The organism is Paraburkholderia sp. CI2, from assembly GCF_014201055.1.
Lineage (GTDB): Bacteria > Pseudomonadota > Gammaproteobacteria > Burkholderiales > Burkholderiaceae > Paraburkholderia > Paraburkholderia tuberum.
The window spans coordinates 48,415-73,572 of record NZ_JACHDL010000010.1; the positions used below are offsets into that span (position 1 = coordinate 48,415).

At 63.5% G+C, this 25,158-nt stretch carries 26 protein-coding genes and 1 pseudogene; 22 read left to right on the top strand and 5 right to left on the bottom strand.

Annotation, left to right across the window (positions count from 1 at the left end; all coding sequences use genetic code 11):
• The first annotated feature begins 23 nt into the window (after positions 1-23).
• Both HDG32_RS15830 and HDG32_RS15835 read left to right on the top strand, forming a co-directional pair.
• The gene (locus HDG32_RS15830) at positions 24-671 is read left to right on the top strand and encodes a LysM domain-containing protein (protein WP_311539929.1); all 648 of its coding nucleotides are present in this window, start codon (positions 24-26) and stop codon (positions 669-671) included.
• Positions 672-825: 154 nt separating this feature from the next.
• Positions 826-1,269: a lysozyme inhibitor LprI family protein gene (locus HDG32_RS15835; RefSeq protein WP_184068653.1), complete on the top strand. Its 444-nt coding sequence runs from the start codon at positions 826-828 to the stop codon at positions 1,267-1,269.
• A 68-nt stretch (positions 1,270-1,337) separates the two neighbouring features.
• On the opposite strand, the gene HDG32_RS15840 is transcribed toward HDG32_RS15835, so the two are convergent.
• Complete coding sequence (locus tag HDG32_RS15840; RefSeq protein WP_184068656.1) at positions 1,338-2,411, bottom strand: MBL fold metallo-hydrolase; 1,074 nt, start codon at positions 2,409-2,411, stop codon at positions 1,338-1,340.
• 157 nt (positions 2,412-2,568) lie between these two features.
• On the opposite strand from HDG32_RS15840, the gene HDG32_RS15845 reads away from it, so the two are divergent.
• The 13 genes from HDG32_RS15845 to HDG32_RS15905 all read left to right on the top strand — a co-directional run bounded on the left by HDG32_RS15845 (position 2,569) and on the right by HDG32_RS15905 (position 16,563).
• Entirely contained in the window at positions 2,569-2,973 is a 405-nt protein-coding gene (locus HDG32_RS15845) for a MerR family DNA-binding transcriptional regulator (protein ID WP_184026376.1), read from the top strand.
• 39 nt (positions 2,974-3,012) lie between these two features.
• A complete protein-coding gene (gene aceK / locus HDG32_RS15850; RefSeq protein ID WP_184068659.1) occupies positions 3,013-4,830 on the top strand; it encodes a bifunctional isocitrate dehydrogenase kinase/phosphatase in 1,818 nt (605 codons plus the stop codon).
• 72 nt (positions 4,831-4,902) lie between these two features.
• Positions 4,903-6,111, top strand: coding sequence for an acetyl-CoA C-acetyltransferase (locus HDG32_RS15855; RefSeq protein ID WP_184068662.1), 1,209 nt, complete (start codon positions 4,903-4,905; stop codon positions 6,109-6,111).
• A gap of 28 nt (positions 6,112-6,139) precedes the next feature.
• Positions 6,140-6,817 carry an SDR family oxidoreductase gene (locus HDG32_RS15860; RefSeq protein ID WP_184068665.1) on the top strand — a complete coding sequence of 226 codons (678 nt, stop codon included), beginning with the start codon at positions 6,140-6,142 and terminating at the stop codon, positions 6,815-6,817.
• A gap of 33 nt (positions 6,818-6,850) precedes the next feature.
• Positions 6,851-7,981, top strand: a complete 1,131-nt coding sequence (locus HDG32_RS15865; RefSeq protein ID WP_184068668.1) for an acyl-CoA dehydrogenase family protein — start codon at positions 6,851-6,853, stop codon at positions 7,979-7,981.
• Between the two features lie 7 nt (positions 7,982-7,988).
• A complete protein-coding gene (locus tag HDG32_RS15870; protein ID WP_184068671.1) occupies positions 7,989-8,444 on the top strand; it encodes a YchJ family protein in 456 nt (151 codons plus the stop codon).
• A gap of 618 nt (positions 8,445-9,062) precedes the next feature.
• A complete protein-coding gene (locus HDG32_RS15875; protein WP_184068674.1) occupies positions 9,063-10,370 on the top strand; it encodes a dienelactone hydrolase family protein in 1,308 nt (435 codons plus the stop codon).
• A gap of 352 nt (positions 10,371-10,722) precedes the next feature.
• The gene (gene bioA, locus HDG32_RS15880) at positions 10,723-12,084 is read left to right on the top strand and encodes an adenosylmethionine--8-amino-7-oxononanoate transaminase (protein WP_184068678.1); all 1,362 of its coding nucleotides are present in this window, start codon (positions 10,723-10,725) and stop codon (positions 12,082-12,084) included.
• Positions 12,084-13,268, top strand: coding sequence for an 8-amino-7-oxononanoate synthase (gene bioF / locus HDG32_RS15885; RefSeq protein ID WP_184068681.1), 1,185 nt, complete (start codon positions 12,084-12,086; stop codon positions 13,266-13,268). Before bioA ends, bioF begins: the two co-directional genes overlap by 1 nt.
• A complete protein-coding gene (gene bioD, locus HDG32_RS15890) occupies positions 13,265-14,005 on the top strand; it encodes a dethiobiotin synthase (protein WP_184068684.1) in 741 nt (246 codons plus the stop codon). Before bioF ends, bioD begins: the two co-directional genes overlap by 4 nt.
• Before the next feature lie 52 nt (positions 14,006-14,057).
• Positions 14,058-15,158 (top strand): biotin synthase BioB, encoded by a 1,101-nt coding sequence (gene bioB / locus HDG32_RS15895; protein ID WP_184068687.1) that lies wholly within the window; start codon positions 14,058-14,060, stop codon positions 15,156-15,158.
• A gap of 263 nt (positions 15,159-15,421) precedes the next feature.
• Positions 15,422-15,976: a PAAR domain-containing protein gene (locus HDG32_RS36420; RefSeq protein ID WP_260336490.1), complete on the top strand. Its 555-nt coding sequence runs from the start codon at positions 15,422-15,424 to the stop codon at positions 15,974-15,976.
• Positions 15,976-16,563 (top strand): type VI secretion system amidase effector protein Tae4, encoded by a 588-nt coding sequence (locus tag HDG32_RS15905; RefSeq protein ID WP_184068690.1) that lies wholly within the window; start codon positions 15,976-15,978, stop codon positions 16,561-16,563. Before HDG32_RS36420 ends, HDG32_RS15905 begins: the two co-directional genes overlap by 1 nt.
• A gap of 325 nt (positions 16,564-16,888) precedes the next feature.
• On the opposite strand, the pseudogene HDG32_RS15910 reads toward HDG32_RS15905, so the two are convergent.
• Together HDG32_RS15910 and HDG32_RS15915 are read right to left on the bottom strand one after the other, a co-directional pair.
• Positions 16,889-17,161, bottom strand: a pseudogene (locus HDG32_RS15910) (sulfate ABC transporter substrate-binding protein); the annotation flags it as partial.
• A gap of 3 nt (positions 17,162-17,164) precedes the next feature.
• Positions 17,165-17,767, bottom strand: a complete 603-nt coding sequence (locus tag HDG32_RS15915) for an alpha/beta hydrolase (RefSeq protein WP_184068693.1) — start codon at positions 17,765-17,767, stop codon at positions 17,165-17,167.
• Between the two features lie 313 nt (positions 17,768-18,080).
• Between HDG32_RS15915 and HDG32_RS15920 the strand changes: the two genes are divergently transcribed.
• From HDG32_RS15920 to HDG32_RS15945, 6 genes are all read left to right on the top strand, one after another.
• A complete protein-coding gene (locus HDG32_RS15920) occupies positions 18,081-19,022 on the top strand; it encodes a glyoxylate/hydroxypyruvate reductase A (RefSeq protein WP_184062666.1) in 942 nt (313 codons plus the stop codon).
• Between the two features lie 116 nt (positions 19,023-19,138).
• Positions 19,139-20,065, top strand: coding sequence for a hydroxymethylglutaryl-CoA lyase (locus tag HDG32_RS15925; protein WP_184068696.1), 927 nt, complete (start codon positions 19,139-19,141; stop codon positions 20,063-20,065).
• A 34-nt stretch (positions 20,066-20,099) separates the two neighbouring features.
• Positions 20,100-20,621 (top strand): YbaK/EbsC family protein, encoded by a 522-nt coding sequence (locus HDG32_RS15930; protein WP_184051277.1) that lies wholly within the window; start codon positions 20,100-20,102, stop codon positions 20,619-20,621.
• A gap of 5 nt (positions 20,622-20,626) precedes the next feature.
• Positions 20,627-20,872: a DUF1289 domain-containing protein gene (locus HDG32_RS15935; protein WP_184068699.1), complete on the top strand. Its 246-nt coding sequence runs from the start codon at positions 20,627-20,629 to the stop codon at positions 20,870-20,872.
• Positions 20,869-21,342 (top strand): MaoC family dehydratase, encoded by a 474-nt coding sequence (locus HDG32_RS15940; protein ID WP_184068702.1) that lies wholly within the window; start codon positions 20,869-20,871, stop codon positions 21,340-21,342. The genes HDG32_RS15935 and HDG32_RS15940 overlap by 4 nt, the downstream gene beginning before the upstream one ends.
• The gene (locus tag HDG32_RS15945) at positions 21,339-22,256 is read left to right on the top strand and encodes an MBL fold metallo-hydrolase (protein ID WP_184068705.1); all 918 of its coding nucleotides are present in this window, start codon (positions 21,339-21,341) and stop codon (positions 22,254-22,256) included. Before HDG32_RS15940 ends, HDG32_RS15945 begins: the two co-directional genes overlap by 4 nt.
• 299 nt (positions 22,257-22,555) lie before the next feature.
• On the opposite strand, the gene HDG32_RS15950 is transcribed toward HDG32_RS15945, so the two are convergent.
• The gene (locus HDG32_RS15950; RefSeq protein ID WP_184068708.1) at positions 22,556-23,494 is read right to left on the bottom strand and encodes a DMT family transporter; all 939 of its coding nucleotides are present in this window, start codon (positions 23,492-23,494) and stop codon (positions 22,556-22,558) included.
• A gap of 112 nt (positions 23,495-23,606) precedes the next feature.
• Between HDG32_RS15950 and HDG32_RS15955 the strand changes: the two genes are divergently transcribed.
• Positions 23,607-24,077: an Lrp/AsnC family transcriptional regulator gene (locus HDG32_RS15955; protein ID WP_184062678.1), complete on the top strand. Its 471-nt coding sequence runs from the start codon at positions 23,607-23,609 to the stop codon at positions 24,075-24,077.
• Positions 24,078-24,126: 49 nt separating this feature from the next.
• On the opposite strand, the gene HDG32_RS15960 is transcribed toward HDG32_RS15955, so the two are convergent.
• A complete protein-coding gene (locus tag HDG32_RS15960) occupies positions 24,127-25,017 on the bottom strand; it encodes an alpha/beta fold hydrolase (RefSeq protein WP_184068711.1) in 891 nt (296 codons plus the stop codon).
• Positions 25,018-25,158: the final 141 nt, after the last annotated feature.

The window sequence follows — 25,158 nt, forward strand, 5'->3', positions numbered from 1 at the left end:
TTTGGCCGCCAGACCGATTCCTAATGCAATTTTCCTCAGGCAAGAAGCTGATAATTGCCTGCAAAGTAGCCGCCCACACTTTGACAGAAGGAATGGTTATGGCAATGCAAGCTCCAACGAGGACAGGTTTTGAACGGTGGCAGGATGGCGTTAGCAAGGCTGTAAGCGATGCCAAATGGAATTCCTGGGACTGCGAGATCCAGCCGGCAGTCCATGAGTACCACCGCCATCTCTGCGGCACTTCCGGGTACGTGTCCCTGGACTGGCAGCTTATCAAGGCGATGTTGTGGGTCGAAACAGGTGCCCACGATCCTGAGTGGAACGCCAAGCCGATGCGAATTGGGGTTGCAGGCGATCCTGGATTAGCATCGCTGCTTTCAGGTAATGAAGGCGGCGATTTGATTGTGCCGCCAGCCTGGATAGGACGGCTGACAATGGCCTCAGTCAGAACGATACCGGCGTATAACATCCGTGCTGGTATTGGTTATTTGCTGATGCGCATGGCACATTTTAAGTACCGAAGCGTACTTCGTGCTGACCCTAAGGTTTACGAAATCGCCGTCAGGCCAGGAGACAGCCTCGACAAGATGGCGAAGGCTCAGGGCACGACGATCGACACGTTAAAAGAGCTGAATCCCCCGCCACCGTTCTGCGACCCGGACAAGTGTTGAAGTACCGGAAGGCTTCAGTTCAAAAGGCTATTACGAGCTGGCGCCCCTTCTCCGCGGCATTGATAGCGGAGCGTTATAACGGAGGCGGTGACCTCAACTACGCCAGAAAGCTTGATTACGCTTTGTCAATGGTGCGTAAAGGAAAGGTGGCCCTATGCGCGCTATAAAGCTGATCTGTTTAGGCCTGGCCGCCTGCCTGCCAACGTTGGTCCTTGCGGCCTCAACTGCTCTCGTTGCAAGCGAGCGGGCTTTACGCGAAGAATGCAGTGCATTCTCGCAATCGGGAATGCGGGACTGTCTGGCAGAAAAAGCAGATGCCAGTCAGAAGGCCCTCAGACGAGCCGAGGAGAAGATGGCTGGCACCCTCTCCAAATGGGATGAAGACAACAAGTACGTGAACCAGGCCAAGGCAAGACTCGTCGCATCAAACAGCAAATTCGCTAAGTACCGCGAGACTCAATGCCAGTTCGCAGCTTCGCTAAGCGGTGGTGGAGCCGGCAGTGCACGCGAAGTGCGCAGTTTGGCTTGCGTTGCGGAACTCAACAACCGGCGTGCCCAGCAACTTCGCGACGCTGCATCTGACTTGCCGTTGAAATAGTTCGAATGAACACACCCAGCACCGTTGCGCCGCTGAGTGCGCTCATATAGCGCATCGAATCGAAAAGATCACACCGCCGCAAACCGAATCACCCCATCCGCATCCTGCGTCCGCTTCAAATCCCCCGCTCGCCACAGCAGATGCAAATGCGCGAGCGCCTCACCCATCGCGAACGTCATCTGATGGATATCGAGTTGGCGCTTGAACATCAACGGCACGATATCGGCGGCGCTGCGCGGCCTTTCCGCGCATGCTTCGCGCACTTCGGCGAGCCGCGCGTCATGATGCTCGCGCAGTTGCTGAATGCGCGTGCGCACGCCGCGAAACGGCTTGCCATGCGACGGCAGCACGAGCGTAGCTTCGGGCATCGTCTCGTAGCGGCCGAGCGACTCCAGATACAGTTCGAGCGGCGAACCCTCAGGCTCGATATCGAACACCGACACGTTGGTCGAAATGCGCGGCAGCACCATGTCGCCGGAAATCAGCGTGCCGGTTTCCGCGCAGTGCAGCGCACAGTGTTCCGGCGAATGGCCGAATCCCGTCACCACGCGCCACGTCCTACCGCCAATCCTCACGTCCTCGGCTTCGCGCAAACGGCGGTATCGCCCCGGAATCGCCGGCACGAGGCTCGCGTAGTAGCTATTGCGATTGCGCAGTTTTTCGAGCGATTCGGCGTCGGTCAGACCGTGCCGCGCGAAGTGCCGCGCCGCGGCCTCGCCACCCGCGTTCGAGCCGTCGCCGGTCGCCATCACGCGCGCCTGCATGTATTCGCCGAGTGTCATCCACAGTCGCGCGTCCCAACGCTTTTTATCGCCACCGCCGCACACCCAATGCGCGAGGCCGATGTGATCCGGATGGCAATGCGTGACGATCACGCGCAGCACCGGCAGGCCGTCGAGCACCGATTCGAACACGCTCTCCCAATTCGCCTTGATCGTGTCCGACGTGATGCCGCAATCGACCACGGTCCAGCCTCGCTGGCCGTCGATCTCATCGCGCAGCAGCCACAGGTTGATATGGTCGAGCGCAAATGGCAGCGGCATGCGCAGCCAAAGCACGCCGGGCGCGACTTCCATCGTGCGGCCCGCGTCGGGCATCGTGTCGTTGAAGGGGTATTCGAGCTGGTGTTCGAGTGCATTCATGGGGACTGTCTTCCTCCGACGACCCTCCGGCATGGCGAGGTGTGCGATGCCGGTCGGCCGGGTTGTGGTTGCTTTCCGCTCAGGTTGACGATAACGTAAACGTCGATTCTATCGTCCAATCCGGTTTTGTGCCGACCAAGGGCCACGAGATGTCCCGATGAATACGCAATACACGATCACCGAGCTCGCGCGCGAATTCGACGTCACGCCGCGCGCGATCCGTTTCTACGAAGACCAGGGTTTACTCTCACCGAGCCGCGAGGGTTCGAGCGGCTTGCGGCGCGTCTATTCGGGCCGCGACCGCACGCGTCTGAAGCTCACCTTGCGCGGCAAGCGGCTCGGCTTCACGCTGTCGGAGATCCGGGACCTGCTCGACGTCTACGAATCGCCGACCGATACCGTGCCGCAGTTGCACGCGTTCCTCGCGACGGTCGCGCGTCATCGCGAAGTGCTCGAACGTCAGCGAGAAGATCTCGACGCGACGCTCGAAGATCTCGCGCAGTATGAAGCGCAGGCGCGCGCGCTGCTCGATGGCGCGAGGCACGAAGCGAAGCCTGCCTGAAGCTGCCTGACTCTGACCGGCGTTTGCGGAGCGCGCGTGATGAATCACTTCCCCAAGCTGTTATCGTCGCAAATCGGTTTCGACGTCGCGCAGACGATGCTCGAAGGGTTCGACCGTCACTACCGGATCTTTCGCGACGCGGCGATCCACGCGAAAACGCTGTTCGAAGCCGGCGACTGGCACGGCCTGCAAAAGCTCGCGCGCGACCGCATCACGTCGTACGACGATCGCGTGCAGGAATGCGTGCAGTTGCTCGAAGACGAGTACGACGCGGAAAACATCGACAGCGAAGTGTGGCAGCAGATCAAGCTGCACTACATCGGCCTCCTGACCACGCACCGTCAGCCGGAATGCGCGGAAACCTTCTTTAATTCGGTTTCCTGCAAGATTCTGCATCGCTCGTACTTCAACAACGATTTCATTTTCGTGCGGCCGGCGATCTCGACCGAATACATCGAGAACGACGAACCGGCCGCGAAGCCGACTTATCGCGCGTATTACCCCGGTACTGATGGACTTGCCGCAACGCTCGAACGGGTCGTCACGAACTTCCAGCTCGATCCGCCGTTCGAGGATCTGACGCGCGACGTCGCCTGCGTGATGCAGTCGATTCACGAAGCGTTCGGCGTGTTCGACGAAGCGCCGAACTTCCAGATTCACGTGTTGTCGTCGCTGTTTTATCGCAACAAGGCTGCATATATCGTCGGGCGCATCATCAACGGCGAGGCGCTGCTGCCGTTCGCGGTGCCGCTGCGTCACGTGAAACCGGGCGTGCTCGCGCTCGACACCGTGCTGCTCAAGCGCGAGCAGTTGCTGATCATCTTCAGCTTCTCGCACTCGTATTTTCTGGTCGACATGGAAGTGCCGTCCGCGTATGTCGAGTTTCTGCGCACGGTCATGCCGGGCAAGCCGAAGGCGGAAATCTATACATCGGTGGGTCTGCAGAAGCAGGGCAAGAATCTGTTCTATCGCGATCTGCTGCATCACCTGAAGCATTCGAGCGACCGCTTCATCGTCGCGCCCGGCATCAAGGGGCTCGTGATGCTGGTGTTCACGTTGCCGTCGTTCCCCTACGTGTTCAAGCTGATCAAGGACAACTTTCCGCCGCCGAAGGAAACCACGCGCGCGCAGATCCAGCAGAAGTATCTGCTCGTCAAACGTCATGACCGGCTCGGCCGGATGGCCGACACGCTCGAATATTCGAGCGTCGCGCTGCCGCTCGCGCGGCTCGACGAAACGCTGTTGCGCGAACTCGAAAAGGAAGTGCCGTCGCTGATCGAGTACGACGGCGACAACCTCGTGATTCGCCATCTGTACCTCGAGCGACGCATGGTGCCGCTCAATCTGTTCCTGCAGAACGGTAACGACAACGACGTCGAGCACGGCATCAAGGAATACGGCGACGCGGTGAAGGAACTGATCCAGGCGAACATCTTCCCCGGCGACATGCTCTACAAGAACTTCGGCGTCACGCGACATGGCCGCGTCGTGTTCTACGACTACGACGAGATCGAATACCTGACCGACTGCAACGTGCGTGCGGTGCCGGCGCCGCGCAACGAGGAAGACGAAATGTCGGACGAGCCGTGGTACGCGGTAGGCCCGCACGATATTTTCCCGGAGACGTACGGCACTTTCCTGCTCGGCGATCCACGCGTGCGGCGCTCGTTCATGCGGCATCACGCGGATTTCTTCGAGCCCGAGCTGTGGCAGCGATACAAGGATTCTCTGCTAAAGGGCGAACTGCCCGATTTTTTCCCGTACGACCGGAGCGTGCGCTTTTGCGTGCGTTATCCGGAGCGGTTCGCCGGAGCGCCCGATGCGCAGGCGGACGAGCCAAATGTGCGCGTGGCTTGATGAATCCCACGAGGGTTCGCATCAGGCAACGCGCGGCGGTAGCCATCCAAGCTATGACCAAGGAGCTCGAACATGAGTGACGCAAACCACAGTGGTATCAACGCCGATCCAATCGTAATCGTCAGCGCGGCGCGCACGCCGATGGCCGGCTTTCAGGGCGACTTCGCGTCGCTGAGCGCGCCGCAACTCGGCGCGGTCGCGATCAAGGCGGCCGTAGAACGAGCGGGTCTGAAGCCCGAGCAGATCGACGAGGCGGTGATCGGTTGCGTGCTGCCCGCCGGCCTCGGCCAGGCGCCCGCGCGCCAGGCAGCGCTCGGTGCGGGTCTGCCGCTCGCCACCGGCTGCACGACGGTCAACAAGATGTGCGGCTCCGGCATGCGCGCGGCGATGTTCGCGCACGACATGCTGGCCGCGGACTCGCTCGACGTGATCGTCGCGGGCGGCATGGAGAGCATGACGAACGCACCCTATCTGCTGCCGAAGGCGCGCGGCGGCATGCGCATGGGCCACGGCCAGGTGCTCGACCACATGTTCTACGACGGCCTCGAAGACGCCTACGACAAAGGCCGTCTGATGGGCACGTTCGCCGAGGAGTGTGCGGCGTCGTTCGACTTCACGCGCGAGGCGCAGGACGCGTTCGCGGTCGAGTCGCTGAACCGCGCGAAGCGCGCGAACGAGGACGGCTCGTTCGACTGGGAAATCGCGCCGGTCACCGTAGCGGGCCGAAAGGGTGACGTCACGATCGCGCGCGACGAGCAGCCGTTCAAGGCCAACCTCGACAAGATCCCCACGCTGAAGCCCGCGTTCAGCAAGACCGGCACCGTGACGGCGGCGAACTCGTCGTCGATCTCGGACGGCGCAGCCGCGCTCGTGATGATGCGCGAGTCGACCGCGAAACGGCTCGGCGTAGCGCCGCTCGCGCGCGTCGTCGGTCATTCGACGTTCGCGCAGGCGCCCGCGAAGTTCACCACCGCGCCGGTCGGCGCGATCCGCAAGCTGCTTGGGAGGAACGGCTGGCGCGCCGGCGACGTCGATCTGTACGAGATCAACGAAGCGTTCGCGGTCGTCACGATGGCCGCGATGAAAGAGCACGATTTACCGCACAACAAGGTCAACGTGAACGGCGGCGCGTGCGCGTTAGGCCATCCGATCGGCGCATCGGGCGCGCGCATTCTCGTCACGCTGATCGGCGCGCTGAAGAATCGCGGTCTGAAGCGCGGTGTCGCGACGCTGTGTATCGGCGGCGGCGAGGCGACCGCGATGGGTGTCGAACTGATCTGACGCATCCACAAAATCTTCGAGGAATACGATGAAAACAGTGTTGATCGTCGGTGCATCGCGTGGCATCGGCCAGGAATTCGTCCGGCAGTACAGAAACAGCGGCTGGCGCGTGCTCGCGACCGCGCGCGACGGCGCCGCGCTCGACGCGCTCAACGAACTCGGCGCCGAAACCTTCACGCTCGACGTCACCGCGCCCGAAGACATCGCGGCGCTCGGCTGGAAGCTCGACGGCGAACGGCTCGATGCCGCGATCCTGGTGTCGGGCGTGTACGGTCCGCGCACCGAAGGCATCGAAACGATCACCGCCGAGGACTTCGATCACGTGATGCACACGAACGTGCGCGGCCCGATGCAGCTGCTGCCAATCCTGCTGCCGCTCGTCGAGGAAACGGACGGCGTGCTCGCGGTGATTTCGAGTCGCATGGGCAGCATCGCCGATGCAAGCGGCACGACCGGCTGGCTGTATCGCGCGAGCAAGGCGGCGCTGAACGCCGTGCTGAAGCTCGCGTCGCTCGACGCGCAGCGCGCGACCTGCGTGTCGCTGCATCCCGGCTGGGTGCGCACCGACATGGGCGGCGCGCAGGCCGCGCTCGATCCCGCGCGCAGCGTGGCGGGCATGCGCGAGGTGCTGGCGCAGGCGGCGGCATCGCGCGACGCGTTCCACGGCCGCTTCTTTCAGCACGACGGCACGCAGCTCGACTGGTAGACAACTACGTTGCATGGGACCGGAGACACGCTCATGGTGCTTGATCAGGATCACCTGATGGTGCGCGACGCGCTGCGCACCTTCGTGCGCGAAGAGATCACGCCGTACGCGGCGCAATGGGACCGCGAGCGCACCTTCCCGCGCGACGTGCACCGGCAGCTCGCCGAGCTCGGTGCTTATGGCGTGCTGGTGCCCGAAGCGTATGGCGGCGCCGGCATGGACGCGCTCGCGCTCGCGTTGATCCTCGAAGAAATCGCGGCCGGCGACGGCGGCACGTCGACCGCGATCTCGGTGAACAACTGCCCCGTGTGCAGCATCCTGCTCACTTATGGCAACGACGCGCAGAAGCGCGACTGGTTGACGCCGCTCGCGCGCGGCGAGATGCTCGGCGCGTTCTGCCTGACCGAGCCGCAAGCGGGCTCGGATGCGTCGGCGCTGCGCACCACCGCGACACGCGACGGCGACGCGTACGTGCTGAACGGCGTCAAACAGTTCATCACGAGCGGCAAGAACGGCGACGTCGCGATCGTGATGGCCGTCACCGACAAGGCCGCTGGCAAGCGCGGCATCAGCGCGTTCATCGTACCCACCGGCACGCCGGGCTACGTGGTCGCACGAGTCGAAGACAAGCTCGGCCAGCATTCGTCGGATACCGCGCAAATCGTATTCGAGGCGTGTCGCGTGCCGGCCGCGAACCGGATCGGCGCGCAAGGCGAAGGCTACCGGATCGCGTTGTCGGGTCTCGAAGGCGGGCGCATCGGTATCGCCGCGCAAAGCGTCGGCATGGCACGCGCCGCGTTCGAGGCGGCGCTGACTTACGCAAAAGAACGCGAGAGCTTCGGCGCGCCGCTGTTCTCGCACCAGGCGGTGCAGTTTCGCCTTGCCGACATGGCGACCCAACTCGAAGCCGCGCGTCAATTGATCTGGCACGCGGCGTCGCTGAAGGACGCGGGCCAGCCGTGTCTGACCGAAGCCGCGATGGCAAAACTGTTCGCCTCCGAAGCGGCCGAGCGCATCTGCTCGGCCGCCTTGCAGATTCACGGCGGCTACGGTTATCTGAGCGACTTCCCGGTCGAGCGGATTTACCGCGACGTGCGCGTGTGCCAGATCTACGAAGGCACGAGCGACATCCAGAAGATCCTGATCGCTCGCGGGCTCAACTGAAATTTCAATGAACAAGCCATTATTGTCACTGCAAAGACCTGTCGACTGTCCGTGCGGCGGCGCCGCGCCCGACGCACGCGGGGGCACCGCGACCAAAGCCCCGCGTTTCGCGCAATGCTGCGGCCGCTATATCGACGGCGGCGAAGCGGCGCCGCGCGCGCTCGAACTGATGCGCTCACGCTATAGCGCGTACGTGCTCGGTGCAACCGACTACCTGCGCGCGACGTGGGACCCCAGCACCTGCCCCGCCGATCTCGACGTCGATCCCACCGCGCCCGACGCGCCCCGTTGGCTCGGACTGCAGATCAAAGGCTTCGCCGAAAGCGATGCCGATCGCGCGACCGTCGAATTCATCGCCCGCTACAAAGTGGGGGGACGTGCTTATCGGTTGCATGAATCGAGTCGATTCGTGCGCGGCGATGATGGCCGCTGGCGTTATGTCGATGGCGACGTCAATGAGTAAATGAAGAGCACGCGCCGATTAAGTAATCGCTGCATTACACGCCGAAGCTTTCTCGTGTCTTTCACTTGCCCTCGACAAACTTTATAAAGGCCTTTGCACAGGCCTTTTTTCGTTCCTTTCACGCGGGCTTCTTCGTTGGTCTCGCACCACAGCACTTACACGATATTTACTCGCCGCTTCCCGCCATATGTCCCCGGCCCTTGCCCGGCAAGGCTTTGAAGCGTCGTTCGCACATGCAGCAATTTTTTCGTCGCGGGTTCTCCTTGATTGCACAAAACAAAATTGTCGTGCCAGGATGAGTCCGTAGTTTCATGACGTCACATTGCGAGAGCGGGTCATACCGGCTCCGCAACATGCAAAGGAAGGCTGACCGGCCGCTGATCGAACGCGAGCCGCGCGGACTCCGACAGCATCAAGTGACGTTCATCCTCGACGCGTGGGGTCGCGTCGGCCGTTGGGTTCATCCCGTGCAATCTCGATTTGCGAGCGTGCGCTTCCCGCAACGCTCGCGAGTGAGTCTGTTTGTGTCGAAATCGCGAACGAAAGCTGAATGTCAGCCGCGTTTTGCGCAACCGGACAGCACGGAGTTCAGGACACGTCTTTAAAGCAGGTGCGTCAATGGTGTTGAGCAAGGTTCTGACGAAGTGTGCGGCGATCTGCGCCGCGGCCACGTGTGCTGTCACGATCGCGCATGCCGATCCGCTCGCCTACTCGTCCCTTTCCGCACACGACTCGACGCCGTCGAGCGACATCCAGGGACCGCTGTCGCGCGCCCGCGTGCCGCGCCTCGCGCTGGACGACGACGTCTACCTGCCCACCGCTCACCTGAACGAAAAGATCATCCGCGTGCCGGTCGACGCCGCCGGCACGGTCACGCTTGAAACCACGATCTACAAGCCGGACGGCCCCGGCCCGTTCCCGATGATCGTCTTCAACCACGGCAAGATTCCGGGCGACCCGCGCACGCAGGAACGCAGCGACCCGCTGCCGTTCGCACGCGAATTCGTGCGCCGCGGCTACGTGGTCGTCGCGCCGAACCGCCAGGGCTTCGGTCACTCGGACGGCGTGTACGAGCAGGACGGCTGCGACGTCGAGCGCAACGGCCTTGGCCAGGCCGGCGACGTCGCAGCGACGATCGATTACATGTCGAAGCAACCTTATGTCGACGCGACGCACATCGCGGTGGCCGGCACCTCGCATGGCGGTCTTGCGACGATCGCATACGGCACCGAAGCGGCGCCCGGCGTGCGCGCGCTGATCAATTTCTCGGGCGGGCTGCGCCAGGACGCCTGCGAAGACTGGCAAGGCAATCTGACGCGCGCATTCGGCGCGTACGGCGAGAAGACTGCGGTGCCGTCGCTGTGGCTCTATGGCGATAACGATTCGGTGTGGAACGCGCCGCTCGTCGCGGGCATGTATGCCGCGTACGGCGCACATGGCGCCAGCGCGAAGATGGTCGACTTCGGCCACTACAAGAACGACGCGCATCGGCTGGTCGGCGACCGCGACGGCGTGCACGTATGGTGGCCGGCCGTCGAAGCGTTCCTCGCGCGCGCCGGTATGCCGACTGCCGTGCAGTATCACGTCGCCGATCCGGCCGCGCCGAAGGCAACCGGATTCGCCGCGCTCGACGCGGTCGACTCGGTGCCGTACCTCGACAACGAGGGCCGCAATGGCTATCGCAACTTCCTGCATCAGTATCCGAGCCGCGCGTTCGCGGTGTCGGATTCGGGCGCGTGGTCGTGGGCCGAGGGCGGCGACGATCCGATGTCGGTGGCGGTGAAGAATTGCCAGAAGCAGAGCTCCGCTCCGTGCCGGTTGTATGCGGTCGATAACGCGGTCGTGTGGGGCGATCAGAACTCGCAGACGGCGGATGCAAGCGATGCCGATGCCAATGGCCGGAAAGCGATCGCGAGCCGGGAGTGAAGTACGAATAGAGGCGTGAGTCGAGCCGTAAATCGCGCCTGATTCTGATGTGCCGCAAGCCCGCCGTATCGGCGGGCTTTTTCTTGTGCGCTCCGTTCCCCCGCAAAAAACACCTCGTCACCCCAAATTCTGGCCAGTAACAGCCCATTACTTTGACGTCGCTATCTCCGTCGATTGGCGAGCTTCCCTCACGAACTCGAACGAGCTGCATCGAACGATGCTAAACCTCGACGCCACCGCGAAAAACGAGCATTTCGCGGTTGATGCGCGCGACCAAATAAACCGCTAATCTCGACCCCGCGCACTCGCCGAGGCTTGCGTGCGTGGCAAAAAAGCACCCTGGAGTACCTCTTTGGAAAAGTCAGCAGTCCCCCCGGTCGCCCCTGAAGATTGGGTCGCCCGCAGCCTGCGCGCGGTGTGGCATCCGTGCACGCAGATGAAGCACCACGAACGTCTGCCGCTGATCCCCGTCGCGCGCGGTCAAGGCGCGTGGCTGTACGATCGCGCCGGTCATCGCTATCTCGACGCGATCAGTTCGTGGTGGGTCAATCTGTTCGGTCACGCGAACCCGCGCATCAACGCGGCGCTGAAAGATCAGCTCGATACGCTCGAACACGCGATGCTCGCCGGCTGCACGCACGAGCCCGCCGTCGAACTCGCGGAACGTCTGCACGCGTTGACCGGCAACACGCTCGGCCACGCGTTCTTCGCGTCGGATGGCGCGTCGGCGGTCGAGATCGCGCTGAAGATGAGCTTTCACAGCTGGCGCAACCGGGGCTACGCCGACAAGCAGGAATTCGTCTGCATCGCCAACAGCTACCACGGCGAGACGATCGGCGCGCTCGGCGTGACCGACGTCGCGCTGTTCAAGGACGCGTACGATCCGCTGATTCGTCACGCCCACGTCGTCGCCTCGCCCGATGCGCGGCTCGCGCAAGCGGGCGAAACCGCCGCCGACGTCGCGCGCCGCGCGCTCGACCATGTGCGCGCGCTGTTCGAGGCGCGCGCGAACCGCATCGCCGCACTGATCGTCGAGCCGCTCGTGCAATGCGCGGCCGGCATGGCGATGCACGACGCGTCGTACGTCGCCGGATTGCGCGCGTTGTGCGACCGGTACGGCGTGCATCTGATCGCCGACGAAATCGCAGTCGGCTGCGGCCGCACCGGCACGTTCTTCGCGTGCGAACAGGCGGGCGTGTGGCCGGACTTCCTGTGTCTGTCCAAAGGCATCAGCGGCGGCTATCTGCCGCTGTCGATCGTGCTGTCGCGCGACGAGATCTTCGCGGCCTTCTATCACGACGACACCGCGCGCGGCTTCCTGCACTCGCACTCGTACACCGGCAATCCGCTCGCGTGCCGCGCCGCGCTCGCGACGCTCGATCTGTTCACGAGCGACGACGTGCTCGCCGCCAACGCACGCAAATCGGCGACCCTCGCGGCCGCGCTCGCGCCGCTCGTCGAGCACGCGCAGGTGCGCAATCTGCGTCAGCGCGGCACGATCTTCGCGTTCGACGCAATGATCGACGATCCTCAGCAAGCCAAAACGTTCTCGCGCCGCTTCTTCGAAAACGCGCTGCAACGCGAGCTGTTGTTGCGCCCGATCGGCACCACCGTGTACCTGATGCCGCCGTACATCCTCGACGACGAAGAACTCGCGCTGCTCGCCACGCGCACGCGCGACACCTTCGACGCCACGCTCGCGGAGGCACGCTGATGCATCTGCTCGACACACTCGCCGAAGGCCTGAAGGAAATCGACGCGCGCGGCCTGCGCCGACGCCGGCGCACCGCCGACACACCATGCGCCGCGCACATGACGGTCGACGGCCGTGAAATCATCGGCTTCGCGAGCAACGACTATCTGGGCCTTGCCGCGCATCCGCAATTGATCGACGCGATCGCCGAAGGCGCGCGCCTGTATGGCGCGGGCAGCGGCGGCTCGCATCTGCTCGGTGGTCATTCGCGTGCGCATGCGCAACTCGAAGACGATCTCGCCGAATTTGCCGGCGGCTTTCTCGACGACGCCCGCGCGTTGTATTTCAGCACCGGCTATATGGCGAATCTCGCGACGCTGACCGCGCTCGCGGGCCGCGGCACGACGCTGTTCTCCGATGCGCTCAATCACGCTTCGCTGATCGACGGCGCGCGGCTATCGCGCGCGGATGTGCAGATCTATCCGCACTGCGACGTGGATGCATTGAGCGCGATGCTCGAAGCGTCGGAGGCGGACGTCAAGGCGATCGTGTCCGACACGGTGTTCAGCATGGACGGCGACATCGCGCCGCTGCCGCGTTTGCTCGAACTCGCCGAGCGGCACGGCGCATGGCTGATCGTCGACGATGCGCACGGCTTCGGCGTGCTCGGTCCGCAAGGCCGTGGCGCGATCGCGCAGGCCGCGCTGCGCTCGCCGCATCTGATCTCGATCGGCACGCTCGGCAAGGCGGCGGGTGTCTCCGGCGCGTTCGTCGTCGCGCATGCGACCGTGATCGAATGGCTCGTGCAGCGCGCGCGTCCGTATATCTTCACGACCGCGTCGGTGCCGGCGGCCGCGCATGCGGTGTCGGCGAGTCTGCGCATCATCGGCGGCGTGGAAGGCGATGCGCGCCGCGCGCATCTCCAGCAACTGATCGAACGCACGCGCGCGATGCTGAAGGCGACGCCGTGGCTGCCCGTCGATTCGCATACGGCCGTGCAACCGCTGATCATCGGCGCGAACGATGCGACGCTCGACATCGCCGCGTCCCTCGATCGCGCGGGGCTGTGGGTGCCCGCGATCCGTCCGCCGACCGTGCCGACCGGCACGTCGCGTCTGCGCATCTCGCTGTCGGCCGCGCACTCGCACGCGGATCTCGACCGGCTCGAGGCCGGCCTGCAACAGGTCGGAGCGCGCGCGGCATGAGCAACATGATTAACGATGACGGCGCGCTGTCGCTGTTCGTCACCGGCACCGATACGGAAATCGGCAAGACCTTCGTGTCGTCGGCGCTATTGCGCGGCTTCGTGCGCGAAGGCCTGCAGGCAGCAGCGATGAAGCCGATCGCGGCGGGCGCGTTCGAAGTGAACGGCGTGCTGCACAACGAGGACGCGGATCAGCTCGATGCCGCGTCGAGCGTGCTGCTGCCGCCCGCCATGCGCACGCCGTATCTGCTGAGGGAACCGGCCGCGCCGCACATCGCGGCGGCGCTGGAAAACGTCTCGTTGGATCTCAAGCACATCGTCGCGTGCCATCGCGAGGCGTTGAAGCTCGCCGAGGTGGTCGTTGTCGAAGGTGTCGGCGGCTTTCGTGTGCCGTTGACCGCGACGCAGGACACCGCCGATCTCGCCGTCGCGCTGAAGCTGCCGGTGGTGCTGGTGGTCGGCATGCGGCTCGGCTGCATCAGCCACGCGCTGCTGACTGCCGAAGCGATCGCCGCGCGCGGTCTAACGCTCGCGGGCTGGGTCGCGAATCGCATCGACCCGGACATGACCTTTCCCGACGAAAACATCGCGTCGATTCGCGTGCATTTCGCGCAAGCGTACGACGCGCCGTTGCTCGGCGTCGTGCCGCATATCAGCCCGCCGTCGCCGGAGCTTGCAGCGCAACAGCTCGACATTCGACGGCTTCTGCAAACGCTGCGCCAATTGCGCGCGGCATAGCGCTGCCCCGCAGCGCCGAACCCAAATTCATCCGTTTACGAGGATCGATCACATGACACAACTGAATATCGCAGCGGGCACCGCCGAAGCGAGCGCCGCCAACAGCAATCCGACCGCAGCCGCTACTGAAGCGAAGCCGCTCGCGCGTTGGCGCGTCGCCGATATCGTCGCGTTGTACGAACTGCCGTTCAACGACCTGCTGTTTCGCGCGCAGCAAACGCATCGCGAGCATTTCGACGCCAATGCGGTGCAACTGTCGACGCTGCTGTCGATCAAGACCGGCGGCTGCGAAGAGGATTGCGCATACTGTCCGCAATCGGTGCATCACGACACGGGTCTCGTCGCCGACAAGCTGATGCCGGTCGACGAAGTGCTGGCCGCCGCGCAGGTCGCAAAGCAGAACGGCGCAACGCGCTTCTGCATGGGCGCCGCGTGGCGCAATCCGAAGGACCGCCACCTGGAGCCGATCAAGGACATGATCCGCGGCGTGAAGGCGATGGGCCTCGAAACCTGCGTGACGCTCGGCATGCTCGAAACGCACCAGGCACAGGCGCTGCGCGATGCGGGCCTCGACTACTACAACCACAATCTCGATACGTCGCCGGAGTTCTACGGCCAGATCATTTCGACGCGCACGTACCAGGATCGCCTCAACACGCTCGATCGCGTGCGCGACGCGGGCATCAACGTGTGCTGCGGCGGCATCGTCGGTATGGGCGAATCGCGCCGCGAACGCGCGGGGCTGATCGCGCAGCTCGCGAACATGGAGCCGTATCCGGAATCGGTGCCGATCAACAATCTGGTGCAGGTGCAAGGCACGCCGCTGACCGGGACCGAAGCGATCGATCCGTTCGAATTCGTGCGCACGATCGCGATTGCGCGCATCACGATGCCGCGCGCGATGGTGCGTCTGTCAGCCGGCCGCGAGCAGATGGATGAGTCGTTGCAGGCAATGTGCTTCCTCGCAGGCGCGAATTCGATTTTCTACGGCGATCAGTTGCTGACCACGAGCAACCCGCAGGCGGAAGCGGATCGCAAGCTGCTCGCGCGCCTGGGGATTCGCGCTGAGGCTGCGCAGCAGATGCCGGTCGAGCAGAGTGGGGGCGAGCATGGGTGTGCGCATGGGCATGGGGATCACGGCGTGGCGAATTGAGTCGCGGAACCGCTGAGCCGCCCGCATGCGCTGCGTGCGCGAACCAATGGTCTGCGTCGCCGCATAGTGGCGAAATTCACCCCGAAAGTTGGACGTTGATCCAATCTTCGGGGTGTTTTTCATGGCGAAGCTTTGCTCACCAATTCCAGAAACCTAATCAATATTCAAAGTGCGTCATATTAGGAATTGTCGCGATCGGTCTGATTTCAAAAATAACCTCGCACATGTAGGGTGATGCTCCTGAGCACTTCAGGAGGGCATGAATGCGTAAGGCAGCAGTACGACACGGTGACTCCACCACGACACGCGGATTCGTCATGGCCTATTCGTCAAGCATCTCCGATAACGGCAAAAAGATTGCCCTGAGCGGAGACGAAGCGACATGCGGCAACTGCAAGGGCACGTTCAAGCTATTCGGCACCGGCAAAGGCATGTCCGAAAAAGGCCGGCATGTCGTTCTCGATGGCGATCGCGTGCTGTGTCCCTGCGGCAAAAACCGGGTGATAGTGGGCAGTAATCCGCGCGTCTTCATTGAAACTGATGACGGCCTGGCGCATAGCCAGGTTAGTGCTGCACTCGCGGCAGCTACATCGTCGCCGACGGCGCTCGTATATGACGAGCAGGTCCGTGCCAGCGTGGTGGGTGCCCTGCTTCCGGGCTACCCGTATTACATTGAAACCGCAGATGAACGCATACAGTTCGGCCGTCTCGACACGATCGGTCAATTGCCACGCATCTCGAGCGGCGCGATTGCCGCCGAGTACACCGTATATTGGGGCGACGAAGCGCTAGCGAGAATGGTCGGAGTTTCCGACTAATGCCCAACCGAAAAACGGTAGTCAGGACCAATTCGACGCCCGGCTCCCAAAAGTCAATTCAGTTGAACGCCGTCACATTCCAGCAACTTTGGAATAACTATCCATCGCACGATCCGTACGACAATCCGGACTATCCTGACCAGTGCGCGATTCGCATGAGTGTGACCTTTCATCATGTCGGCATCCCGATGAAGTCGTTTTCCTCCAAGCTAATCACGCCGCTTGATGGGCAGCCCAGCATTGGACGTATCATGCTCGACGGAAACGCAGCGGCTACACGAGCCAATGAACTTGGCGAGTGGCTCAAACTTCAGCCCTTTGCCGGCATCGGCAAACCGGAGAACGTCACCGGAGCCGATTGGGTTACGAAAGTCAAAGGCCGTACCGGCATCTTAATGTTTGACCGGTACTGGAGTCGCGACACCGATTCGACGGGTAGTACAAGCGGCGGTCACATCGATCTTTGGAACGGCAACAGGTTGACCGGCTTCGGCACCGGACTCAGAGTCGCCTGGAACATTGTCATTCCGGGTATCTGGTCCGACTTTCGAAACTCGAAAACGATTCTGTTCTTTCCAGTGAAATGAGATTTTCAAGGACTCTCGTCGGCGTTACCCTGGGCGCAGTTTGCGCCAGCCTACTGTCGTGGGTCGGGCTCTACCTGTACGGTGTTTTTCTGCTGCACGGCAAAGGAAGTATCTTCGATACCTCTCGCACAGCAGAAAACATCTTTCTGATTCTGTGGTTCGTGCTGGCATGCGTGAGCTCGATAGTCGGCGGTTATATCGGCTATTCGGGCAAACGCCACCAGCAGTGATGAGGGCACGTCAGCGGCATGACCGGACGGGCCGGCATGAGCAAAGTCATGCCCCCGCAACACAACGAACCTGCTCCCGAAGCGAAACGTCGGCTTTACTTCCGATAAACAATAATCTGATCGAACGTCCCCCCATCGGAGAAGTGCGTGTCCTGCGCCTTTTGCCAGTTGCCGAACATCTCCTCCACCGTGAACGTCTTGATCGGCTTGAACTCGGCCGCGTGCTTCGCGAGGACGCCCTTGTCGCGCGGACGCAGATGATGATGCGCGATGATCCCCTGCACGGCCGGCGACCACAGATAGTCGAGATACGCCTGCGCTTGCTTGCGCGTGCCACGCTTGTCGACGACCTTGTCGACGATCGACACCGCTCACACGAGCGCATGCTGTGCGGTTTCGATCGCCTGTTCGCGAAAGCGCAGCGGTGCCGCGCAATGCACGAGCGTATCGATGAAGTACTTCGCGCGCGGCCAGGGACCGAAGCCCGCCGCCGTGTTGATATGCCCCGCATCGCCGAGATTGACGAAAGCGCTGCCGAAACGCCGCGCGAGATCGCGCGCATCGGCGAGCGTCATCCACGGATCGGTTTCGCTGCCGATCAAAATCGACGGCACGCCCAGACGTCGCGCGTCGAACGGTCCCGCGAATTCGAACTTGTGCGGACTCGCGGGCGCGACGAACAGCACGCCGACCACCTCGCTGGCGAGCACGCCCTGCTGCAACGCATGCGCGGTCGCGAGGCAGCCAAAGCTATGCGCGGCCAGCACGAATGGACCGCGTTCGCGCGCGAGCAGATCGCACAACGACTTCGCCCATCGCGCGAGATCGGGCGCGTCCCAGTTGGCCTGCTCGACGCGCAACGAGCGCGCGAACTGCCGCTCCAGCCATGTTTGCCAATGCGCGCCTTCGCTGCCGTGCAAGCCGGGAACGGTGACGAGCCGTGGCGGCCAGCTCGATCGGGTGCATGAAAGCATGTGCGTGCCTCTGCGCAAGGAATCCAGGCAATCATTGTCCCGCTCGGTCGCGCATCGATGAACCACGTTTTTGTGCTTTGGTTATCGGGCAAACGAAGAAATGCGCGGGTACGCGCGAACTCGACGCCCACCACGGCATGCACCTCGAAGCGCACGTGCGTGCGCAAACGCGCGCGATTTGCGTCGAAAAAGTAGAATGAAGCCTGTTCATACCGGGAGGAGACCCGATGCCGCACGCGTCGTCCGATTGCCGTCGCGCGCTCCGGGTCCGTCCCGCTCATGCCCACATCGACGCCGACGCATTCCGGACCGCATGAAAATACTCTTCTACGCACCGCACACCGAAGCCGCCGCGTGGCTGCACGACTTTGCGCGCGCTCTGCCCGCCGCCGAGCTGCGCGAATGGAAGCCCGGCGACACCGGCCCAGCCGATTTCGCGGTGGTCTGGCGTCCGCCGCGCGAGATGCTGGCCGGACGCAATACGCTGCGCGCGATCTTCAATCTCGGCGCTGGCGTCGATGCGATTCTCGCGCTCGAACGCGCGCATCCGGGCACGTTGCCGCCCGAGGTGCCGTTGATTCGCCTCGAAGATACCGGCATGGGCGCGCAGATGGCCGAGTACGTGACGCATGCGGTGCTGCGCTATCTGCGCCGCTTCGACGAATATCAGGTGCTGCAAGGCGAGCGCCGCTGGAAAGTGCTCGAGCCGCATCCGCGCGCAACGTTCACGGTGGGTGTGCTCGGGCTCGGCGTGCTCGGCACGCAGGTCGCGCAAACGCTCGCTTCGTTCGGCCTGCCGGTGCGCGGCTTTACTCGCGGCGAGAAGCAGATCGATGGCATCGCGACGTTTGCCGGCGACGCGCAATTCGATAGCTTCCTCGACGGCGCGAAGGTGCTCGTCAATCTGCTGCCGCATACACCCGACACGGAAAGCGTGCTGAATGCGCGAGTCTTCGCGAAGCTCGCGCGCGGCGCATATCTGATCAACGTCGCGCGCGGCGCGCATCTCGTCGAAGCGGATCTGCTCGCTGCGCTCGCGAGCGGCCAGCTCGCCGCCGCGACGCTCGACGTGTTCCGCGAGGAACCGCTGCCCGCCGATCATCCTTTCTGGCGCGAGCCGCGCGTCACGATCACGCCGCACACGTCGGCGCTGACGTTGCGCGAGGACAGCGTAGCGCAGGTCGCGGACAAGATCGGCGCGATGATGCGCGGCGAGCAGGTGAGCGGCGCAGTGCAACTGGAACGCGGCTACTGAGTGAAACCCGCGCCCGCACGCGTCGCAGGCGTGCGGGCTGACTTGAATTGCAGCAACGCGGCAGCACCCATCCCGGATGGGACAGCGATCAAACCGCATCGGATCGGAGACACATCATGGCCTTACCGAAGCAAGTGAAAATCGTCGAAGTGGGTCCGCGCGACGGGCTGCAGAACGAGAAGGAATTCGTGCCGACCGCGACCAAGATCGAGCTGATCAACCGTCTGTCGGCGGCGGGCTTCCGCAACGTCGAAGCGGCGTCGTTCGTGTCGCCGAAATGGGTGCCGCAGATGGCCGACGGCGCCGACGTGATGGCCGGCATCGAGCGCCGCGACGGCACGATTTACTCGGTGCTGACGCCGAACCTGCGCGGTTTCGAAGGCGCACTCGCCGCGCGCGCCGACGAGATCGTCATCTTCGGCGCGGCGAGCGAGGCGTTCTCGCGGAAGAACATCAACTGCAGCATCGCGGAGAGCATCGAGCGATTCGCGCCAGTCGCCGCGGCGGCGAAACAACATAAGCTGCGGATTCGCGGCAGCGTGTCGTGCGCGCTCGGCTGCCCGTACCAGGGCGAAGTGCCGGTCGCGTCGGTCGTCGACGTCGTCAAGCGCTTCGCGGCGCTCGGCTGCGACGAGATCGATATCGCCGACACGATCGGCGTCGGCACGCCGAAGCGCACCCGCGAAGTGTTCGAGGCCGTGACCGACGTGTTTCCGCGCGAGCATCTGTCGGGACACTTCCACGACACCTATGGCCAGGCGCTCGCGAACATCTACGCGGCGCTGCTCGAAGGCGTCGAGATTTTTCATGCATCGGTCGCGGGGCTCGGCGGTTGCCCGTATGCGAAGGGCGCGACCGGCAATGTCGCGACCGAAGACGTGCTGTATCTGATGAACGGCCTCGGCATCGAGACCGGTATCGACCTCGCGCAAGTGGTCGAAATCGGTGACTTCATTTCGAACGCGATCGGCCGGTCCAACGTGTCGCGCGCCGGCAAAGCGCTGCTCGCGAAGGCGCGCAGCGAAGCAAACACCTGCGTATAACCGCAGCATCCATTTTCATTCAGGGTCCCAAACAATGAACGACCTCGCGTCCTTCGACTCCGACGATCTCGCCGCGCTGCCCGACTCGGCACGCCGCGTCGCGCTGCTGCTGCGCGAACGCGGTCACGCAGGGCGAATCGTGATGCTGCCGGAAACCGGCAAGACTTCCGCCGAAGCGGCCGCCGGACTCGGCTGCTCGGTCGCGCAGATCGCGAAGTCGATCCTGTTCCGGCGCCGCGAAGACGACGCGCCGGTGCTCGTGATCGCGAGCGGCGCGAATCGTGTCGACGAAAAGAAAGTGGCCGCGCAGGTCGGCGAGATCGGCCGCGCGGACGCGAAGTTCGTGCGCGAAAAAACCGGCTATGCGATCGGTGGCGTGTGCCCGGTCGGTCACGCGACCGAGCCGGTCACGTTGATCGATGCGGATCTGCTCGAGCTGGAGAGCCTGTGGGCGGCCGCCGGTCATCCGCACGCAGTGTTCAATCTGACCGCGCAGGAACTGATCTCGCTCACAGGCGCGCCGGTCGTCGATGTCGCGTTGCGCGAGCCGGCCTGAACACGATGGCGAGCGGCAACGATTACGACGACACGGACGACGGCGGTTGCGTGCCGTCGCCGTGCATCAGCGTGTGCAGGATGGATGCATCGACCGGCTGGTGCGAAGGATGCCTGCGCACGATCGACGAAATCGCCGGCTGGTCGACGCTCGACAACGACGCGAAGCGCGCGGTGTGGGACGCGATCGAACTGCGCCACGCGACGTTAATGGCGCTGCGCACGACATCGACGACGAAGGAGAAGCAATGAACGCCGCGCCGCGCATCGTGACGCCCGGTGAGACGTTCAGTTCGACGCTCGAGTTGTCGGTGGATTCGATCAAATCGTTCGCGACGCTCGTCGTCGATCTGAACCCGTTGCATCACGATGAAGCGTATGCCGCGCAAAGCCGCTTTGGAGGCTTGATCGCGTCGGGCACGCAACCCACCGCGTATTTCATGGCGCTGCTCGCCACGCATTTCTCTACTTACGCGCAACCGCTCGGCCTCGAATTCGATATCAAGCTGAAGAAGGCAGTGCAGGCGCACGACACGCTGACGATCACGTGGCGTGTGCGCGACGCTCACTGGAAGCCGAGCCTGAACGGCGATCTGACCTATCTCGAAGGTTCGGTGGTCAATCAGCGCGGCGAGCTGATGTTGACGGGTACCTCGACGATCCTCGTGATGCCGAAGCCCGACGCGCTCGTGGACGCGCAAGCGAGAACGGTCGCACCATGATCGCACTGCCCGCATCGATTCAGGTATTCGAGCGCGGCTGGCTGTCGTCGAACAACGTGCTGCTCGTCGACGACACATGCGCCGCGCTGGTCGATACCGGCTATGCGACGCACGCATCGCAAACGGTCGCGCTGGTACGCAATGCGTTGCGCACGCGGCCGCTCGATCTGATCATCAACACGCATCTGCATTCGGATCACTGCGGCGGCAACGCGCTGCTGCAGGCTACGTGGCCGTGCCGCACGCTGATCCCCGCATCGGAAGCAAACGCGGTACGCGATTGGGACGAAACGCGCCTCAGCTTTCGCGCGACCGGTCAAACCTGCGAGCGCTTCGGCTTCACCGGCACGCTCGCGCCCGGCGCGCGCTTGCGGCTGGGCGCGCTCGACTGGCAGGTGCTCGGCGCGCCGGGCCACGATCCGCATTCGCTGATGCTCTATTGCGCGCACGAACGCTTGCTGATCAGCGCGGATGCGCTGTGGGAAAACGGCTTCGGTGTGATCTTTCCCGAACTCGAAGGCGAAAGCGGCTTCGCCGAGCAGCAAGCCGTGCTCGACCTGATCGCAACGCTCGACGTGCGCGTCGTCATCCCAGGCCACGGCGCGCCGTTCACACAAGTCGAACCGGCGCTCGAACGCGCGATGTCGCGCGTCGCCTGGTTGCGCGCCGATCCCGCGCGCAACGCAAGGAACGCGCTGAAGGTGCTGATCGTATTCAAGCTGCTCGAAGTCCGCGAGATGAGTGTGGACACGCTGCTGCGCATGCTCGACGACGCGACCGTGATGCGTGCCGCCGCGTCGATGCTGAAGCCGCGCGGCGAATGGCCCGCATTGCTGAAGGGAATGATCGGGGAGCTAGCGGCGAACGATGGACCGCTCGAAGTGGACGGCACGCGCATTCTCGCGCGGCGTTGAACTGTGATGTGACCGGTTCGACCGGCGCGGTGGAAAAGCGCACCGGAACGCAAAACCGTGCTCCCAAAAAGAAAACCGCTCGACGAAGCGAGCGGCGGAACATCTGTTGGACGTGATCAGCGTCGCAGTCGATGATACGCGTGTGGGTTTTTGCATCGCATCGGTGATTTCCCTACAGAAATTAGACGCCACGTTTTACGAATGCATACATGATCTGTCATCAAACGGCGTTAGGCGCTTGAACGCTTGCGCGTTATTCCGGGATCCGTAGCAATATCCGATTGAATGTCGAATCGGCATCACGTGGACGATAAACGCTTTTTCTGCGGCACGATCCGCCACCCGAGATTGACGCCCGCCGCCGCCAGCAGAATCAGCGCGGCGCCGAGCACCTGAATCCATGCGAGCGTCTGTCCGAACGCGAGCCGGTCGACGATGATCGCGACCACCGGATAGATGAACGACAACGAGCCCGTCATCGACGTCGGCAGCTTCTGGATCGCGCCATACAGCAGCACGTACATGAGCCCGGTATGGACGACGCCGAGCACGATCAGTTCGAGCCACTGCGCGCCGTTTGCCGGCAACGCGTCGAAGCGTACGAACGGCGCGAGCAACAGCACGCCGAGCGATACCTGGATCAGCGCGAGCAGATGCGGCGGCGTGCCCTTCAGCCGCTTCGTGATGATCGACGACACCGCGTACATCGCCGCCGCGCCGACCGCATAGGCGACGCCGACCAGATACTGCCCCGGCACCGCGAGCACGGCCGGCTCGACCTTCACGACGAACACGAGCCCGACGAACGCGACCACGAGCCACGCGATCGTCGATGCGCTGATGCGCTCGCGAAACACCAGCGCGCCGAGCCCGACCAACATGAACGGCTGCGTGTTGTAGACGGCCGTTGCCATCGAAATCGACGCGCGTGAATACGCGGCGAACAGCAATACCCAGTTCACGACGATCGCCGCGCCGCCGAGCAACGCGAGGCCGAGCATCTTCCACGAAAACAGCTCGCGGCGGAACAGGCCGAGTACGGCGCACACGAGCGCGAGCGTCGCGCCGCCGAAAATGCAGCGGAAAAACACCACGTTGAACGGGCTTTGCTGCGAAGACACGACGAGCCAGCCGATCGTGCCCGACATCAGCATCGCGACGCTCATCTCCGCCGCGCCACGGCGGATGTCGCTGGGCGAACTGCTCGAGGTCGTGACGGAAGCCTTGTTTGAAGCCATGATTCGATCCCGGATTGTGACTGCATAACTGGCAGTCTAATTAATCCACCCGCGCGAATACATGGCTAAACTTAAGCGTTACTGCATTTTCACCTCATAAACGAAGGCCATCATGAGCAAACGCCTTGCATCGATCGCGCCGGTCGCACTCGACGACACCGACCGCGCACTGCTCGCCGCGCTCGCGCAGGACGCGCGCCAGCCGGTCAGCGAACTCGCGCGCGTCGTCGGCTTATCGGCGCCCAGCACGGCCGAACGCGTGCGGCGGCTCGAAGCGCAGGGCGTGATCGAGCGCTTCACCGTGCAGATCGATCCGCGCGCGCTCGGCTTCACGCTGCAGGCGGTAGTGCGCGTGAAGCCGCTGCCCGGGCAGCTGCATCTGGTGGAGGAAGTGATCCGGCGCATTCCGGAGTTCGTCGAATGCGACAAGGTGACCGGCGACGACTGTTTCATCTGTCGCCTGTACCTGCATTCGATCGAGCAACTCGACGAGATCCTGTCGAAAGTGACCGAGCGCGCGGAGACCAGCACGGCGATCGTCAAGTCGACGCCGGTCGCGCGACGGCTGCCGCCGCTCGGCTAACGAAGGTCCATCGCAGGTCAATCGAAGGTCGCGCGAAGCAGCCCGGCGCTTATTGTTCGAGCGCCTCGAAAAACGACAGCATCTCGGCGACCAGTTCGTCCGGCGCTTCCTCGGGCAGATAGTGCCCGCACGATAGCGCGCGGCCGCTCACGTCGCGCGCGACATGCCGCCATTCGTCGAGCGCATCGAAGCATTTTTCGATCACGCCCTTGTCGCCCCACAGCACCCGTAGCGGACAGCCGATCTTGGTGCCGCGCTCGATATCGGCGCGATCATGTTCGAGGTCGATGCTCGCCGACGCGCGATAGTCCTCGCACATCGCGTGCACCGCACCCGGTTGCGCGAGCGCCGCCCGATACGCGTCGAGCGCGGTGGGATCGAACGGTGCGAGACCCGCGTGACGTCCGCCCATCACCGCGTCGACATAGGCGGCCGGATTTGCGCCGATCAACGTTTCGGGCAGCGGCTCGGGCTGGATCAGGAAGAACCAGTGGAAGTAGTGCGTTGCGAACGCGCGGTCGGTGGCTTCGTACATCGCGAGTGTCGGCGCGATATCGAGCAGCATCAAACGCTCGACCGCGTCGGCGTGATCGAGCGCCATCCGGTGCGCGACGCGCGCGCCGCGATCGTGCGCACAGACGAGGAAGCGCTCGAAGCCGAAGTGGCGCATCACCGCGACCTGGTCGGCGGCCATCACGCGTTTCGAATACGGTGCGTGCGCGGCATCGCTCGGCGGTTTGCCCGACGCGCCATAGCCGCGCAGATCGGTTGCGATCACCGTGAAATGCTGCGCGAGCGGCGCGGCGCAGCGTTCCCAGATCAGATGCGATTGCGGATGGCCGTGCAGCAGAAGCAGAGGCGGCCCGGCGCCGCCCTTCACTCCGAAAATGTCGACATCGCCCACGGCGACGCGAAAAGACGTGAAATTTTCGAAGGCCATGACGTCTCGATGATCGTTTGAGGTCCGTGCATTGTAGAAGGCCAACAGGTCCGTGCGAGGTGGGATAGCCCACGCAGACATGGAACCTGAATACTCCTTCGAACCGTTCCAAACGGGCCTACCGCGCGCGGGTCGTCCACT